Origin of the sequence: Chryseobacterium edaphi (assembly GCF_025628985.1) — a bacterium.
GTDB classification, from domain to species: Bacteria; Bacteroidota; Bacteroidia; order Flavobacteriales; family Weeksellaceae; genus Chryseobacterium; species Chryseobacterium edaphi.
In genome coordinates this window covers 235,147-252,505 of the sequence record NZ_JAOTEM010000003.1, presented here as the reverse complement: position 1 = coordinate 252,505, position 17,359 = coordinate 235,147, and the positions used below count along the sequence as shown (strand labels likewise).

Annotated in this window: 16 protein-coding genes; 8 read left to right on the top strand and 8 right to left on the bottom strand. The window is 34.9% G+C overall.

All coding sequences use genetic code 11. The annotated features are described in order from the left end of the window. The first annotated feature begins 97 nt into the window (after positions 1 to 97). A complete protein-coding gene (locus NZ698_RS13465; protein ID WP_263003699.1) occupies positions 98 to 1,375 on the top strand; it encodes an alkaline phosphatase family protein in 1,278 nt (425 codons plus the stop codon). 118 nt (positions 1,376 to 1,493) lie between these two features. Here NZ698_RS13465 and NZ698_RS13460 read toward each other — a convergent pair whose 3' ends face one another. Further along, positions 1,494 to 2,378 carry an NmrA family NAD(P)-binding protein gene (locus NZ698_RS13460; RefSeq protein WP_263003698.1) on the bottom strand — a complete coding sequence of 295 codons (885 nt, stop codon included), beginning with the start codon at positions 2,376 to 2,378 and terminating at the stop codon, positions 1,494 to 1,496. A gap of 98 nt (positions 2,379 to 2,476) precedes the next feature. Here NZ698_RS13460 and NZ698_RS13455 point away from each other — a divergent pair, with 98 nt between their 5' ends. Further along, positions 2,477 to 2,839, top strand: coding sequence for a winged helix-turn-helix transcriptional regulator (locus tag NZ698_RS13455; RefSeq protein ID WP_263003697.1), 363 nt, complete (start codon positions 2,477 to 2,479; stop codon positions 2,837 to 2,839). Positions 2,840 to 3,077: 238 nt separating this feature from the next. Here the strand turns inward: NZ698_RS13455 and NZ698_RS13450 are convergent, their stop codons facing one another. Further along, positions 3,078 to 4,133, bottom strand: a complete 1,056-nt coding sequence (locus NZ698_RS13450) for an NAD(P)-dependent alcohol dehydrogenase (RefSeq protein ID WP_263003695.1) — start codon at positions 4,131 to 4,133, stop codon at positions 3,078 to 3,080. Positions 4,134 to 4,438: 305 nt separating this feature from the next. On the opposite strand from NZ698_RS13450, the gene NZ698_RS13445 reads away from it, so the two are divergent. Next, entirely contained in the window at positions 4,439 to 5,767 is a 1,329-nt protein-coding gene (locus NZ698_RS13445) for a carboxylesterase family protein (RefSeq protein WP_263003693.1), read from the top strand. 139 nt (positions 5,768 to 5,906) lie between these two features. Here NZ698_RS13445 and NZ698_RS13440 read toward each other — a convergent pair whose 3' ends face one another. From NZ698_RS13440 to lpxK, 5 genes are all read right to left on the bottom strand, one after another. After that, positions 5,907 to 7,379, bottom strand: a complete 1,473-nt coding sequence (locus NZ698_RS13440) for an alpha-amylase (RefSeq protein ID WP_263003692.1) — start codon at positions 7,377 to 7,379, stop codon at positions 5,907 to 5,909. A gap of 47 nt (positions 7,380 to 7,426) precedes the next feature. After that, complete coding sequence (gene dinB, locus NZ698_RS13435; protein ID WP_263003691.1) at positions 7,427 to 8,518, bottom strand: DNA polymerase IV; 1,092 nt, start codon at positions 8,516 to 8,518, stop codon at positions 7,427 to 7,429. Between the two features lie 86 nt (positions 8,519 to 8,604). Next, positions 8,605 to 9,120, bottom strand: coding sequence for a TlpA family protein disulfide reductase (locus tag NZ698_RS13430; RefSeq protein ID WP_263003689.1), 516 nt, complete (start codon positions 9,118 to 9,120; stop codon positions 8,605 to 8,607). Positions 9,121 to 9,271: 151 nt separating this feature from the next. Next, a complete protein-coding gene (locus tag NZ698_RS13425) occupies positions 9,272 to 11,038 on the bottom strand; it encodes a T9SS type A sorting domain-containing protein (RefSeq protein WP_263003687.1) in 1,767 nt (588 codons plus the stop codon). Positions 11,039 to 11,093: 55 nt separating this feature from the next. Further along, positions 11,094 to 12,119, bottom strand: a complete 1,026-nt coding sequence (gene lpxK, locus NZ698_RS13420) for a tetraacyldisaccharide 4'-kinase (RefSeq protein WP_263003686.1) — start codon at positions 12,117 to 12,119, stop codon at positions 11,094 to 11,096. Positions 12,120 to 12,246: 127 nt separating this feature from the next. Here lpxK and truA point away from each other — a divergent pair, with 127 nt between their 5' ends. The 5 genes from truA to NZ698_RS13395 all read left to right on the top strand — a co-directional run bounded on the left by truA (position 12,247) and on the right by NZ698_RS13395 (position 16,923). Next, a complete protein-coding gene (gene truA / locus NZ698_RS13415; RefSeq protein ID WP_263003919.1) occupies positions 12,247 to 12,981 on the top strand; it encodes a tRNA pseudouridine(38-40) synthase TruA in 735 nt (244 codons plus the stop codon). 26 nt (positions 12,982 to 13,007) lie between these two features. Beyond that, the gene (locus tag NZ698_RS13410; RefSeq protein ID WP_263003684.1) at positions 13,008 to 13,352 is read left to right on the top strand and encodes a hypothetical protein; all 345 of its coding nucleotides are present in this window, start codon (positions 13,008 to 13,010) and stop codon (positions 13,350 to 13,352) included. A 10-nt stretch (positions 13,353 to 13,362) separates the two neighbouring features. Then, the gene (locus tag NZ698_RS13405) at positions 13,363 to 13,950 is read left to right on the top strand and encodes a Crp/Fnr family transcriptional regulator (RefSeq protein WP_263003682.1); all 588 of its coding nucleotides are present in this window, start codon (positions 13,363 to 13,365) and stop codon (positions 13,948 to 13,950) included. Between the two features lie 320 nt (positions 13,951 to 14,270). After that, positions 14,271 to 15,041, top strand: coding sequence for an alpha/beta hydrolase (locus tag NZ698_RS13400; protein WP_263003681.1), 771 nt, complete (start codon positions 14,271 to 14,273; stop codon positions 15,039 to 15,041). Positions 15,042 to 15,171: 130 nt separating this feature from the next. Further along, complete coding sequence (locus NZ698_RS13395) at positions 15,172 to 16,923, top strand: ABC transporter ATP-binding protein (RefSeq protein WP_263003679.1); 1,752 nt, start codon at positions 15,172 to 15,174, stop codon at positions 16,921 to 16,923. On the opposite strand, the gene NZ698_RS13390 is transcribed toward NZ698_RS13395, so the two are convergent. Further along, positions 16,918 to 17,271, bottom strand: a complete 354-nt coding sequence (locus tag NZ698_RS13390; RefSeq protein ID WP_263003677.1) for an FEKKY domain-containing protein — start codon at positions 17,269 to 17,271, stop codon at positions 16,918 to 16,920. The genes NZ698_RS13395 and NZ698_RS13390 overlap by 6 nt on opposite strands. Positions 17,272 to 17,359: the final 88 nt, after the last annotated feature.

The following is a 17,359-nucleotide window of genomic DNA, read 5'->3' as shown; positions in this document are numbered from 1 at the left end:
ATATATCTTTGAGCTTTTTGACAAGATCTTAATGTTTTTTTAACTACTAAAGTTTTCATGAATATCTTATACAAGTTAAATTTGCCAAAAAATTCAGATGAAGTTAAAAATTCAGTTTTTATTACTGTTCATTTCCATATTTGGTTTTGCGCAAACACAAATTAGTGATACAGCCCAGATTATTACTCCCGATCGTTTTAACAGTGAAGAAGCGAAGTCAAAACCTTATGTAATTATGATTTCTACAGATGGTTTTCGGTATGATTATGCTAAAAAATACAATGCTGAAAATCTTGTAAAATATTCAAATCAGGGAATTCACGCAAAGGCGATGATTCCAAGTTATCCGAGTATTACTTTTCCCAATCACTGGAGTTTGATTACAGGATTATATCCTTCTCATCACGGTTTGGTAGATAATTTTTTTTATGATTACAAAATCAAAAAAAGTTACGCGATGAGTAAAAAGGAAAATGCCGAAGACGGAAGTTGGTATGGTGGAATTCCTTTGTGGGCATTGGCTGAAAAACAGGGAATGATAAGTGCTTCTTTGCAATGGGTGGGCTCTGCAAGTGATGCGGGAGGAAAAAGACCGACTTATTATTATCCTTATCATGAGAAATTCAAACCTTCAGAAAAAGTGAATAAAGTAATTAATTGGCTGAAACTTCCTGAAGATCAAAGACCACATTTCATTGCGATGTATTTTCCGGAAGTCGACGGAGCCGGACATCATTTTGGTCCTGAAGCAAAAGAAACTGAAACGGCAGTTCACTTGATTGACGAAGCAATTGGAAGTCTGGTTGAAAAAGTAAATGCTTTAGGATTGAACAATGTAAATTTTGTCTTCGTTTCCGATCATGGGATGATCAAAGTGGATGGCGGAAATCCTTTGGAAATCCCTGCAATTCTTTTCAATAAAGTAAGATTTGATTTCTATAATTCTCAGACTTTGGTAAGAATTTACGTTAAAAATCCTGCTGAAGTAAAGAAGGTTTTCAAAGAATTAAAGGAAAATAAAACGGATGACTATGAAGTTTATCTTGACAAAAAACTTCCAAAATATTTGCATTTTGCAACGAGAGATGACCGTTACAATAGAATTGGTCAAATCCTTCTGGTTCCGAAAGCTCCGAAAGTTTTTTTAGAAAAAAATCAAAAGACTTCGGTTGGGAAACATGGTTATGATCCTAGATTCGTTCCAGAAATGAAAGCCACATTTTTAGCTTGGGGTCCGGAATTTAAAAATAATTTAGTTATTGATGAATTTTCTAATGTGAACGTTTATCCGTTAGTCGCCGAGATTTTAGATCTAAAATTAGAAAATAAGATTGACGGAAAATTGAAAATACTGAAACAAACATTGAAGAAGTAAAATAAAAGTCCCAACGGGACGACTTATCAAAGAATAGGATAAAATCCTATTAAATATGAAAACCTAATAAAAAAACAGTTTCGGCGGGCCAAAGGCCCGCCAAAACTGTTTTCAAGAATTAAGAATTAAATTGATCAGCAAATTCTTTTGCAAAATCCTCTAATTCCGTTTCCCCTTCAATCGGAGAACCATATTTGATAAAGTCTTCCTGTACGATACCATTTCTGATTCCTCTTCCCATTTCTTCATACAGTTTTGCCATTTCTTCGGGAAGTCCGGCTTTAGAAATTCCTTCAAAAGTCTGTTCATCCGTGAATTCTATCCACTGTAAATCAGGTTTTCCGATCGCTGCACCGAAAACTTTTGCGAAATCTCCTGCTGGGCGATTGTCACTTACAACGTAACGGATCTTCTGATCAGATGAGGTCTCTACCAATTCTTCAGCCGCAGCTTTCGCAATATCTTTTGGATGAACCAAAGGAACTTTAACATCGGCAGAATAATTAGCACCAATTATTCCTGCATTTTTAATCAGCGGGATATCATTAAAGAAATTGATATAAAAATTCCCAGCTCTCAAAAAAGTGGAAGATACATTTTCAAGATCACTGTATATTTTTTCGATGTGGTGAAGACTTGCGATCGGTCCATTTTCAACTGGAGAATCTGCACCTACACTGCTCAACATTACTAAACGTTTGACTCCTGTTTCCAATATTGCTTCAGCGTAGTTTTTACCTACATTAATTGTCTTTTCAATAATATTTGTTGCATCAATCATGGGAGGAGTCATGAGGAAAACAGAATCAGCGCCGCTAAAAGTTTCTTTCAAAAATTCTACATCTGTAACTGAACCGATGGCTGCTTTTGCTCCCAGAGATTCAATTTCTGATTTCTTTGATTCGTTACTGCTGATTACAATAATTTCATGACCTTCTGAGATCAGTTGTTGAGCTAATTGTTTTGCGACATTCCCTAAAGAACCTGTGATGATAATTTTCATAAGTAAATATTTATTGTTTTTTATATTGTTATTTCTGAGAACAAAGTTATATTTGTACTTACTTTTATACAAGTACTTACCCTAAAGTATGTATCGTTATGACAGCAATCAAAGAAAACTCGACCATTCAGGAAAACAGAAAACATTTGCTGGATCAATGCCCCGTAATGTATGTGATGGAAAAAATAGCAGGTTTTTGGAAGCCAATTATTTTGTTTCAGCTTTCAACAGGCGAGAAAAGATACAGCGAGCTGAAAAGAGCAATCCCAACCGTTACAGAAAAAATGTTGATACAGCATTTAAAACAATTAGAAAACGACGGACTCATCATCAGAACTGCGAGACCGGTCGTTCCGCCGCATGTTACCTACAAATTGAGCGATGCAGGAAATAAACTTGCACCCGTGATTGACGCTATGGCAGATTGGGCATACAAAGATATGGAGCAGAAATATCAGTGATTTTTTAGGTGAAAAATAAAAGATAAAAGATTTATCTGCTAATCATCTTAGTCTGCGAAAAAAATCAGACTCAAAAAGACACTGTGTTCTTTGCTAAGTGGAACGCCTTCGCGAACTTAAAAACAGTTAGTAGTCAAAAAACCTTTGAGCACTTTGCATTTAAAATTTTAAGCAAATTAATTTAAACAAAAAAATACCATTCAAAAAGAAAGGTATTTCAGTACTATTTAATTAAAATCTAAGACAAAGATTTCATATCAATTACAAAACGGTATCTCACATCGCTTTTCAGCATTCTTTCGTAGGCCTCGTTGATTTCCTGCATTTTGATCATTTCAATTTCAGAAACGATGTTGTGCTCTCCACAGAAATCAAGCATTTCCTGAGTTTCAGCAATTCCTCCAATGACAGATCCTGCAACAGATTTTCTTCCCATAATCATTGGAACAGTATTGATAATATTTTCTAAACCACCTAAATAACCAACCAAAACATGAGTTCCATTGATATTTAAGGTTGCTATGTAAGGATTTACATCATGATCATACGGAACGGTATCAATAATGACATCAAATTTTCCGCTTACCGATTTCATTTGCTCATCGTCCGTAGAAATCACTACGTGATCTGCTCCCAATTCTTTTGCATCATCAGTTTTACCCGGAGTTCTTGAGAATAAAGTCACTTCAGCTCCCAAACCTTTGGCTAGTTTGATTGCCATGTGTCCCAAACCTCCTAAACCTACAACCGCAACTTTAGAAGTTGGACCAACGTTCCAATGTCTTAATGGTGACCAAGTTGTGATTCCTGCACAAAGAAGTGGTGCAACTGCCGCCAAATCTAAATTTTCAGGAATTCTCAAAACGTGATCTGCATCTACAACCACTTTTTCAGAATATCCACCAAAAGTATGACCTCCCAAATGAATGTCTTTCCCGTTGTAAGTTCCTGTAAAACCTGTCTTACAATATTGTTCTAAATCTTGTTTGCAGCTTTCGCAAGTTCCGCAAGAGTCTACGATACAACCTACACCAGCCAAATCACCGACTTTGAATTTGGTAACATCGCTTCCAATTTTTGTGATTCTTCCTACAATCTCATGTCCGGGAACTGCAGGATATTTTGTTCCGCCCCAATCGTTTCTTACCGTGTGAAGATCTGAATGGCAAACTCCACAAAATAGAATTTCTATTTCTACATCTTTTGGTGTTGCTTCTCTTCTTTCAATATTCATTTCTTTTAAGTCGGCTTCCTTAGATTCCGTACCATAAGCTTTTACTGAGTATGAGTTCATATTTTTAATTGTTTAAATTATTCTGTTCTATGCAAAAATCGGGACTTTTTAGGTAATATCACTTATACAGATTACAGAAATAGATACCAGTTTTACAGATGTTCTTTTCTTTGTCTGAGTTTAAGTATTCACAGATTACAATCGTCTAACCAAATATTGATAAAAAATAAGATGAATACTTAGTTTTTTATCCGAAACATTTTTTAATTTTATATAAATAGAATATCAGTGAAATTAAATAATTCTTAATCTTAGTTTTTTTTCTAAGTCAATCTCATTTAAAAATCTTAACCTTTTTCTCAAGAATGAAATTTCAGGAAAATACAGGAACACATCTTTTTAAAACTTCTTTCGGGAAGATTTTAGCCTTAAAAGAAGACGGAATTATCAAAGCGAAAAGTATTCGTTATGCTTATTCCGAAAGATTTAAAAAACCGTTTCCGGTAAAATCTTCCGTTTCTGAAATTGTCTTTCCAGAAAAAACGCCTGTTTGTCCGCAGATCATTAGTCCGCTTCTTGAAAAAATGATTGGTAAAACTGAAATCGACAATTTTGATGTTGACGAATCAACGCAATATCTTTCAATTTATCGCCCGGAACATTTTATTGAAAATGAAAATATACCGGTTTTGGTGTGGATTCATGGTGGGTCTTACGAATTGGGTTGCGGAGATTTGTTGACTGCAGATCCTACCGATTGGGTGAAAGAGCAGAATGTCATCATTGTTACCATTTCTTATCGCCTTGGAATTTTTGGATTTTTAGGCGGAAGCGAAAAACGTCCCGCAAATCGTGGATTATTTGATATTATCGAAGCTTTGAAATGGATCAAAACCTACATCACAGATTTTGGTGGAGATTCTGAAAATATTACTTTGTTCGGGCAATCTTCCGGTGGAGATGCTGTCGCTCATCTGATGATTTGTGATGGAGTAGAAGGGTTGTTCAATCGGGTAATTATTCACAGTGCACCTTTAGGTTTAAGACAAAATCGTCAGAAAATGTCTTCTGAATTTTTAATGAAGACAGGAAATATAACCGCCGAATCAGATACTTTTGAAATCATTGAAAATTACAAAAAACATCTTCCATCATTTTTTAAATATGGTTTAAAAGCTGCAATGCCATTCAGTACGCAATATGGTTTTCCGCCGTTGTGTACTGAAAGTGAAGCAGAAGAAAAATGGAAAAAAAGCGCTGAGAAATATGACGTTTTAATTGGAATTAACGATGAAGAGACTGCTTTTTACCTGCGAACTTCTGAGACGATGAATCGATTTCTTCCGAAAAAAATTGTCAACAGAGCGATTCGTTCAACTACCGAAGTTATTTACGGAAAACCTGCCAAAGAGTTTGCTGAAAATTATGCTGAAGCAGGAGGAAATGTTTATTTGTTCAGAATTCATCCAAGAGTTACTGACAATTATTTCATGGGAGCACATGCAATAGATTTACCATTCATTTTCGGAAATGAATCTGCATGGAAAAATGCAGGAATTTTAAATAATATTCCTTGGAAATATATTGATGAAAATGGAAAAAAGCTACGTTCACTTTGGACTGAATTTGCCAAAAAAGGAAAAATTTCCAATCAATCTGAAAGACCGGAAATCTTGGAACTCCGAAAAGTTTAGTTGAATTTAAAAATTAAAGATATATGTATCAAGTTTTTCATTCCGGAGGAATCTAAACTTAGTTTTCAGATGTTATATTACCAAATAATTGCTAAGATTCCTCCAGAATGAAAATTTTTTTTAGTTAAACTAAAATAAATTATTCAGGAATCCAGACACTCACATTCCCAGCTGGGACCGGGAAATCTGCCCATCCATCTTCTCTTATTTCAATTTTTTCTTCAGATCTTCCCAGAACGTCGAAGAAAATTTTACCGATATATTTTTCACCCATTTCCATAGGTTTTACATAAGAATCTTTATTGCTTAGAACAACCGCACAACCTTGATGATCGTCATCGCCTTCACGGGTCCAGCCAAGACAATTTGCATCTTCAAAATAGTCTTTTTGTGCACCATAAGCGTTTTCTTTTCTTGCTTTTAGAAGTTCTTCGATACCGTCAACTTTATCTAAAAATATTTCCTGCTCGTTGCCTTCTCTATCATTGTCTTTGTAAGTGGCACCATATAAATCTGGATAAAAAACACATGGATATCCGTTTTCTCTTAATAAAATCAGAGCATACGCCAAAGGTTTGAACCAAGTCTCAACAGGAGCTTCCAAATCCTGCAGAGGCTGTGTATCGTGATTATCAACTATACTTACAGAATGCAGAGGATCTACCGCAGTAAGCGTTTCGTCAAAGATTCTTCTTAAATCATAAGAATCACCTTCGTTCGATGCAGTGTGAAAATTGTTGTGGAGCGAACTGTCGAAAAGACTCATACAGCCTTCCGTTGCTTCAATATATTTTTGTAATAAATTCAGTTGTCCGGGAGCCCAATATTCTCCCACTGCAAAGATGTTTTTCCCAGAATTTGAGCGGAGCATCGTCAACCACTCTTTATAAAAGTCAAAAGAAATATGCTTTAAGGCATCCAGTCTTACGCCGTCAAAATCTGTTTCGTCAAAATACCATTTTGCCCAGTTGTTGAGTTCTTCGCGCACATGAGGATTTCTGTGTTCCACGTCATTAAACATGAGATAATCATAGTTTCCCTTTTCATCGTCGATCATTTCTTCCCAATCGTTTCCGTATTCTGATTGAATTTTGTAGATGTGAGATTCTTTTCCTTCGGCATAATCTACACCACTGAAGCAGGTGAAATTCCATTCAAAATCAGAAAATTTTTTTCCCCTGCCGGGAAAAGTAAATTTAGTATAAGACTGAATATCGGTAAATTCTGAGATGATTTTTTCACGATTGTTTTCGTCTACTTTCGCCGCTTTGAAAGTTTCCAACTCGTCGCCTCCTGCTTTGTGACCCAAAACAACATCTACAATGACTTCGATATTATTTTTTTTTAAGGCTTTAATTGCGTTTATATATTCTTCTTTAGTTCCATATTTTGTGGGAATGCTGTTCTTCTGGTCAAATTCACCCAAATCGAAGATGTCGTAAGCATCATATCCGATAGAATTGGCTCCGTCTGTTCCTTTGTAAGCCGGCGGAAACCAAACCGATGTAATTCCTAATTCTGCTAAATATTGTGCCTTTTCTTCGGCTTCTTTCCATAGTTTTCCATTCCCTTCAGAGTACCAGTGGAAATATTGAATCATTGTCTGGTTCATAGTTTATTGATTTAGTGTATACAATTTAGTGAAAAAATGAACAGGTACTATTCAAATTCCTGAAACGGGATCTTTAGTTGAACAGAAACCTGTTTTTTTTCTTCTGTGTTAAGATGTGATAACGACAGACCCAATAATCGTACCGCTTTATCATAAGGACGGAGTTCCCAGAGCTTCTTTGAAGTGCTAAAATATTGTTCTGGCGAATTGAAATATTCCTCTTTGGTAATACTACGGGTAAATAAAGAAAAATCTTTATACTTGATTTTCAGAGTTAAAGAACGTCCCATAATATTGTTTTTCTGAAGACGTTGGTGGAGTTCTTCACTAAGGCTGGTCAGTTTTTCATCAATTTGCTGCTCATCGGAAAGGTCTTCAAAAAAAGTTCTCTCTACGGCAACACTCTTCTGAATACGATGAGGTTTTACTTCGGAATTATGAATTCCGCGAACGACATTGTAATAATATCCGCCTGATTTTCCGAATAATCGGGTAAGATCTTCCAGCGTTCTTTTCTTTAAATCTTTTCCTTTAAAAATTCCAAAAGTAAACATTTTGTTGGCAGTCACTTTTCCGACTCCGTAAAATTTTTCTACCGGAAGTTCTTCCAGAAACTTTTCCATTTTATCGGGATGAATGGTTTTTTGTCCATTAGGTTTATTGATGTCGGAAGCAACTTTAGCCAAAAATTTATTGACCGCAATTCCTGCAGAAGCCGTTAAACCGGTTTCTTCAAATATTTTCTGACGAATTTCCTTCGCAATCTGATTGGCAGATTCTATTCCTTTTTTATTTTCGGTAACATCAAGGTACGCTTCATCTAAAGAAAGCGGTTCTACCAAATCGGTATATTCATAAAATATCTCCCTGATTTTTCTTGAAATTTCTTTGTAGCGCGAAAATCGGAGAGGAACGAAAATAAGATGGGGGCATTTTTCTTTGGCAGTCTTACTGGGCATTGCAGAACGCACTCCGAATTTTCTTGCTTCGTAGCTTGCAGCAGAAACCACGCCACGATGACCGCCTCCGACAGCGATTGCTTTTCCTCTCAGCTCAGGATTATCATGCTGCTCCACGGAAGCATAAAATGCATCCATATCAACATGAATTATTTTGCGAACCGGAAAAGAAGAATCCATATCACAAAGATATGGATTCTGTTATTTCTGTTTAAAGTTTTACTATTCAAGGATTGAAGTTTTTTAGCCTAAACCTTTTTCTCAACCTATTTCAAAAGCCTGTCAATTGTAGCCTGAATTTCAGGATCTTCAGGAGTGATTGCATAGTATTTTGCGATTTTAGATTGTTGATCGATCACCATATATCTCGGAATCCAGTTGAGTTCGATGTAATCGTTGAAATCATTTTTCCAGCCTGTTGAAAACCAGTAGTTTTCTTTTTCTTTCATGCTAAATTTCTCCAGACTTCTGTCAAAACCTTCTTTTGAGCGATCAAGAGAAAAGAAAACAAAATCAACATTCGGATTATTTTTTTCAAGTTCAATAGCTTTCGGAAATGCTTTTAGACAATCTCTGCACCATCCTGCCCAAAAATCAATTACAACTACTTTTCCTTTATGCTGATTCAGAATTTCCTGAACGGTAATTGTTTTTCCTTCTTCATTTTCTAATTTCTGTTTAAGTGCTTCTTTTGAAAACTGAGTTTTTGAGACTGCGGGAACTTCCTGAGAACATCCTAAAGTAAAAATACCCATCATAAGTATAGCGAATAGCTGTTTCATTTTCATTTTTTTTACAAATCTAAACAATGAAATTCAATTTATGAATGGTTTCAAATAATGAATAAAATTAAATTTGAGAAATTATTTATTTATAAAAAAAATCATATCCAACAGATATGATTTTTATATGCTTTATTATAAATAAAAAATCTTATTTTTTGATTATCTTCTGAAAATTATTTTGCTCATCTGTAATTATATTTACAAAATAAACGCCATTTGCTAATGTGTGCGTATTTACAACTGTTGAACTTTCGTTAATGTTTTTTGACAAAACTAATTTTCCGTCTGTCGAATAAATTTCGATTTTTGAAATTTTTGATTTAGAATCGATATGAATAATGTCGGTAGTTGGATTAGGATATACGGTTATATTATTATCTTTTTTGATATTATTCGTGCTGAGTAAGTTATCAAAGTTCATTTTTAAAATAAATGCATTATAATTACTTGTTGGATCTGTTCCTAATGAAGTTCCCGAAAAATCAACTATACCTTTATATTGACCAGCTAGTATCATATCGTTGGTGTTTTTTCGAAAACGAATTGCCAGCCCACGATCTTCAAGCCCACCGCCAAAACCTTTTCCCCAGAAATAATTTCCATCCGTGTTAAGCGCAATAACCGAAATGTCATAATTGCCCGAAGTTGATGAAAATAATGGTTGTCCGCTACCGTCAACCATTTGAACAAGGTAATATCCTGTAAGAAAAACGCGGTCTCCGTTGACAGATATATCATGAGATTTTTCTTCATAATCATAGATTCCTTGCTTGGCTCCAAAATTCTTCACCCAAACAAATTCTCCATTACTGTTTAGTTTCAAAACGTATGTACTCATACCTCCGATCGAGGTCAGGTTATTGACTGCGCTGGGGTTAGGATTGAAATCAACAGTTCCTCTGAAAGAACCGGTACAATATACATTGCCATTACTGTCCGTATCAACTGCATATCCTGCGTCCCAACCGGTAGGTGAACCAAAAGATTTTGCCCACTGAAAACTTCCATCGGTGAGATTGTATTTTGCAACAAAAATATCATCAGATCCGTTTGAAGAGTCTAAATTGTTTGTCGAGCTTCCCGGATCAAAATCTACCATTCCTCTATAGTATCCTGTAAGATATAAATTTTGATCATTTATGCTTAAATCTTCAAGTCTCTGTTCCTTACCTGAATTACCAATCTGCTTAGCATACACAAAATCACCATTTGTGTTGAGTTTCATAAAGAACATATCCGAATAAATATCCGAAGTCATATTGAATGTGGCGGGTCCGGGATCAAAATCTATTGTAGTAATGAAATGCCCTGCCATATAAATATTTCCTGCGGTATCTACTTTCATATTATTAAACCTACAATCGGAAATGTCATTTCCTCCAACTTGCTTGGCCCAAACAAAATTGCCATTAGAGGTAAGTTTACAGATGAACTGAAAAGCTCCATACATGGTTGAAGTATTTGGTAGGAAATAGGTGCTGCTGGGACTCGGATCGAAATCTACTCGATAGTCATAAATTCCGCTGATGTAAATGTTACCGGCACCATCTAGGGCAATTTTAGGAAAACGATCAAGACTCTGATCCACTACACTGACGTCATTCTGAAATACACCTCCCACCTGCTTTACCCAAATTAAATTCCCGTTAGGATCTAATTTTACACAAAATAAATTTCCTTTCGTCTGATTCGGATTTAAAGTATTGATAGGGCTATAAACAGGTCCCGGATCAAAATCTACAACTCCCTTAAAGTAACCTACAGCATACACGTTACCAGTTGCGTCTATTGCAACATCTGAAGCTGTGTCAATATAAATATCACCAATACTGACCGCCCATTTTGTCGTTTGTGCGTTAAATGATTGATAAGTGAGAAAAAAAATAAAAAATATTGAAGTAAAAATAAATTTCATTTGGATGTGGTTATAGTTACAATATTCATTGAAAGTGTTTAAATTCTGGGGGAAATCATTTTTTTAATACATAATCCAGAATCATCTGATTAAATTCTTCTTTTCGGTCAATGATCACATTGATCGGCCAATAATAAACAAGTTCTCTCAGATAATCAAAAGTTTTTAAACGTACATAATCTTTCTCTGTGGTTAAGATCAGTTTATATTCTCCCAACTTTTTGTATTCTGAAACAATATTTTTAATATCCGCATCTGAAAAGTTATGATGATCTCTGAATTTCAGATGTTTTACTTTCTGAGAAAATTTGGACAGGTGATCCAATAACGGTTTCGGATTGGCTATTCCTGTAATCAAAAGAATATCGTAATAATTCAGATTATTATCGGGAAGCATTTTTTCTCTTGAATATACATTTTCGTCGTATCCAATCGAGGAAAAAAATACTTTTTGATTGTAAGAAGGTTTGATCCTTGAAATATAATATTGCTTGGTTTCCTCAGTCAATTCATCCGGACATTTGCTGACCATGATAATATCCGCACGGCTTGATCCCGCTCTGGATTCTCTCAAATCACCTGCCGGAAGAAGATGATCTTTGAAATAAGGATCATTAAAATCAGTCATCAAAATATTGAATCCTGCTTTTATTGCTCGGTGCTGCATCGCATCATCCAAAACCAAAACATCAAGATCCATATCATCCATTACTTTTTTGGCTCCGGGAACTCTCTCCTCGGAAACCGCAATCACAAAACGGTTCTTGAAACGCTCAAACAACTGCATCGCTTCATCGCCTACAGTTTTATAATTGCTGTCGTAGTTGGTGACATCATAACCTTTCGTCAATCTTCCGTAACCGCGTGAAAGTACACCTGTTCTGTAATATTTTGAAAGAAATGTCGCCAAATACATAACCATCGGAGATTTTCCGCTTCCGCCCACAGAAAGATTACCGACATTAATGATCGGAGTTTTGAATTTTGTAGATTTAAAAATTCCCAGATCGTACATACTGTTTCGGACACCCGTAACCATGTGATAACCGAGGGAAAAAGGATAGAGATACCATCGTTTCATACGTTTGCAAAAATAGCAATTTTCAGGTGTATTTTTCTGAATTTTAGAATGACTTTTCAACATTTATTGTAAAAATATCATTCTGTGGTATCATCAAATTAAAGTATTTTTGTAAGTCAATTTTACAATTTTGAGATATTTTATAGAGTTTTCGTACAACGGTAAAAATTATTTTGGTTATCAGATTCAGCCAAAAGACATTTCTGTGCAGGAAGAACTGGAAAAAGCACTTTCCACAATTTTAAGAGAACAAATTAAGACAACTGGAGCGGGAAGAACCGACACTGGAGTTCATGCAAAAAAAATGTTTGCTCATTTTGATACGGAACAGATTTTAAGTGATCAGCTTACTCATAAAATGAACAGTTTTTTACCTTCAGATATTTCTATTAAAAAAATTTTTCCTGTTAAAGATGATTTTCATGCAAGATTTGATGCGACTTTCAGGACTTATGAATATTACATTTCTTTAGAAAAAAATCCATTTACAGAAGATTCTGCGTGGCAACTTTGGAGAAGAAACATCAATGTTGATAGAATGAACGAAGCCTGTAAAATTCTTTTTGAATACGAAGATTTTACAAGTTTTGCGAAACTTCACACCGACAACAAAACCAATCTCTGCAAAATATACAAAGCGGAATGGGAACAAAACGGAAGCGAACTCAAATTCACCATTTCTGCCAATCGGTTTTTACGAAATATGGTGCGAGCGATTGTAGGAACAATCGTTGAGGTTGGTTCAGGGAAGATACAACCAGAAGATGTAAGAAAAGTCATTGAAAATAAAAACAGAAACTCAGCCGGAACTTCGGCTCCTGCTCACGGACTTTTTTTGGTAGATGTGGGGTATGAATTTTAATGAAACTAATTTAAAAACTAATAATTATGATGTCAATTTTTATTTTAATCGGAGCGTATCACTACTACGCAGGACTTGCTGAGAGGTTTGGAAAAACCAAATGGCATCTTGGTCTTTTAGCGATTGGAATTTATTTAGGATTTCAGATTGCTTTTATGATCTGCTACAGAATGTACGAAGTAATAACAAATCCAGATTCTATATACAGCAACAATTATTCTGGGTTTTCTCTGATCAATATGATCGGATGGCTTTTTGCAATTGGCGGAGTTTACGCAGTTTATCATCTTCTTGAGAAAAAGTTTAAAAAAGAAAGCCTTAAAAAGCCACTATGGGAAATTGAAGAAATAGGAAATAAGAAAAATTCTTAAAGCAGTAACCATGACTGGAATCGAAAAATTGGCTTTTGCACTCAATCAATTTGCGGGTCTTTCGGAAGAAGATTTTAAATTATCTTCAGATTTTTGGTTACCCAAAGAATATAATAAAGGGGATTTTTTTAATCTTCGAGCCACAGTTTGTACCTATTTCGGGTTTATTGTAGATGGAGTTTTCCGTTCATATACGATTGATGAAAAAACAGGAGAGGAAAAAAATGTTTTTCTTTATTCAGCGAACGGTTTCGTCGTTTCTTTCAAAAGTTTTATCAATCAGATTCCGTGTGATTATTTTACCCAGGCTTTGACGGATGCGTCAATTATTTACATCAGATATACAGATTTGCATTCTTTGTATCAGCAATCGCATCAATGGGAAAAGTTCGGGAGACTTCTGGCGCAGGAGGCTTTTAATGTAACGATGAGCAGAATTGAAGGATTCATTTTAAAATCTCCTGAAGAACGATATTTAGATTTGATTAAACAGCATCCCGATATTTTTAATAATGTTCCTTTGTATCATATTTCTTCTTATCTGGGAATTCAGGGACCTTCCTTGAGCAGAATTAGAAAAAGAATTTCAGGGAAGTAGTTACACTTTTTTATTTCGCAGATTTAGCTGATTATGCAGATTTATTTGGTGCGAAAAAAACTGATAAATTTTTCAAATTTGCGAGAGAAATATCTTATTTTTTATTAGCTACAGTCTTTGTGATCTTTGCTGAGTTTACGCCTTTGCGAACGAAAAATATTTTCAATACTTTAAAAAAATCTTAGCGCACTTTGCGTTAAAAATCTCCATGCAGATAAATGATAAAATTTAAATAAGTTTTTTTACGATTTTAACCAAAGTTAAAATTATCCTCAATTTATCTGCGCAACTTTGTCTCATAATTTAAAACAATATTTATTATGAAAACAAAAACGATCGTATTGATTCACGGATTATTCGTTAACAATACAAGCTGGAAAAACTGGAAAACTTATTTTGAAACTCAAGGTTACATCGTTCACACTCCATCAAATCCGGGACACGACGGAAATCCAATTGATTTAAAGAAAAACATTCCTTCAGAACTGAAAAATATAGGTTTTGATGACACTGTAGAAAATTTAGTAAAATTCATCGACACGCTTCCTGAAAAACCCATCGTGATCGGACATTCATTTGGTGGATTGATGGTTCAGAAACTGATTGACATGGGAAAAGCAGTTGCAGGTGTAAGTATTGATGGTGCACCTCCAAAAAATGTGATGGCTCCTTTTTCTACTGTGAAAATTGTTTGGCCTGTAGTGAATTTCTTCAAAGGAAACTTTGCATTTTTAGGAACCAAAGAATGGTATCATAAAGCGTTTTTTAATAATTATTCTAAAGCTGAAAGTGATAAATTGTACGAAACCGTTGCAGCTCCTGAAAGCAGAAAATTAGCCAGAGATCCACTTTTCAAATCTTCCGCAAAATTAGATTTAAACAAACCTCACGAACCGTTATTATTTATCGCAGGTTCAAACGACCATATTTTCCCTGCCGAATTTTCAAGAAAAATTGCGAATGCTTATAAAGACAAAAAAAGTATTGTAGATTTTAAAGTGTTTGAAGGCAGAAGCCATTTTATTGCCGGTGAGAAAGGGTGGGAAGAAGTTGCAGGATATGTTTTGAACTGGTTGGAAAAACTGCAATAATTTATTCTGTAAATAACAGAAATCGGAAACTTTCTATGACTATTTGATGGAGTTGTAAAGGCTGTAAAATTTTAAAGTCTTATTTTTGCAGAGAATTTTTTCAAATTAATTCTTTACGTCAATTTCGATAATGAAAAAACAAGATACTTGGGCAATAGTAAAGAGGCTTTTCTTCATCGGCATGAAGTTTCGTTCCTGGTTTATTTTTACCCTCATTATTTCCATCATACTGTCCATAGTTTCCACTTACAGACCTTATCTTACGATGCAGATTGTAGATAATGACATTACGAAACTGAAAGATAAGGCCTTGATGATGAGGCATATTTATGCTTTGGTAGGACTGGTTTTTGCGGAAACAGTATTAAATTTCTTTCTGGTTTATTTTTCCAACTATATTTCGCAAAATGTCATCAGAGATATTCGTGAAAGACTTTACAATAAACTAATTTATTTCAGAACAGCTTTCTTTGATAAAACTCCAATCGGACAATTGGTAACTCGTGCAGTTGGTGATGTTGAAACCATTGCAACAGTTTACACAGATGGTTTTCTGATGGTTTTCGGTGATGTTCTGAGAATTATTTTTGTTCTGTTCATGATGTTTCAGGTTGATGTGCATTTGAGTTATATTTCTCTTGCTATTTTACCTTTGATGGTTGTCATTACGAGATTTTTCCAGAAAAGACTGAAGAAAGCTTTTGGTGATGAAAGATCGTGGACTTCCAATCAAAACTCATTTGTTCAGGAAAGATTAGCCGGAATGCCGATTATTCAAGTTTTTAACAGACAAAAAGCAGAATTTCAAAAATTTGATGACATCAATATCACTTTGAAAAGTGCTTTGCTGAGAACGGTTTTTATCTTTTCATTGTTTTTTCCTGTTGTTGAATTAATTTCTTCCCTTTTTATTGGTTTTGTCCTTTTCTACGGAGGTTACATTACGATCAGTGCGGGAGTTGTGATTGCTTTTATTCAGTTTATTTCTATGTTGATTCGTCCTTTGCGACAAATTGCAGATCGTTTTAATAATATTCAAAGAGGAATTGTTGGTGCGGAAAGAGTTTTAGGCATTATGGATGAAGATTATGCAATGCCGAACAATGGTAAAGTTTCTAAAGACCAATTTGACGGTAAGATCGAGTTTAAAAATGTACGTTTTGCGTATGACGATAAGCAGGAAGTTTTAAAGGGAATTGATTTTAAAGTAAATCCTGGAGAAACCGTAGCAATTGTAGGAGCAACCGGAGCAGGAAAATCTACGATTATCAGTTTGATTACGAGATTATATGATATCAATTCTGGTGAAATTTTCATTGATGATGTTGAGCTGAAAGATTACGAACTGTACAATCTGAGAAGTCATATCGGAGTTGTTTTACAGGATGTTTTCTTATTCCACGGAAGTATTTTTGAAAATCTTGCCTTCGGAGATGACAGTGTAACCTTAGAAAAAATAAAAGCCGGAGCCAAGGAAATCGAAGTTGATGATTTTATTGAAAGTCTTCCCGGCGGATATGAATATGTGGTGAGTGAAAGAGGCTCTTCGATTTCACTTGGACAGAGACAATTGTTGTCTTTCTTAAGAGCGTATTTATCTGATCCGAAAATTTTGATTTTAGATGAAGCCACCTCATCAATTGACCACGAAAGCGAAAAACTGATTCAGAAAGCAACTGAAAAAATTACCAAAAACCGTACATCAATTATTATCGCACACAGACTTTCAACTATTGAAAAGGCCGACAAAATCATTGTGATGGAACACGGTAAAATCGTTGAAGAAGGAAAGCATCTTGAGCTTCTTGATAAAAACGGTTATTACGCAACGTTGTACAAAGCGCAGTTGCGTCATGAGATCGAAGTGGAAGAAGAATTATAATCCGAAAGGAATAAATCCGAGATCTTTTTTCCAATTGTCACCATATTTTTCTGTGAGTTCTTTGGCGACTAATTTGTTGTTTTCTTTTGCTTTTTGGGATAGAAACTGACTGATTACACAGTTTTGGTAAATGACAGCAATTCCATATTTTTTTCTGAATTCGTCGTGATTTCTAGACATGATTCCAAACTGCATGAAGTGGGGAGAATTTTCATCCGCCAAAACTGTAGCACTGTTTTCTGTGCTAGGTTTGATTTTAAAAGATTTGTCTTTTGTATGCTTTTGAGCGAAAGTTAAAGCTGAAAATGTCAGTAAAGTCAATATCACAAATGAGTTAAATGTTTTCATGGCTAGAATATTTAATTATTTGATGTCCATTTTTCACAAGAGTTAAATGCGAAAATCACTTTTAATGGATTTTTATTTAAATTAAAGA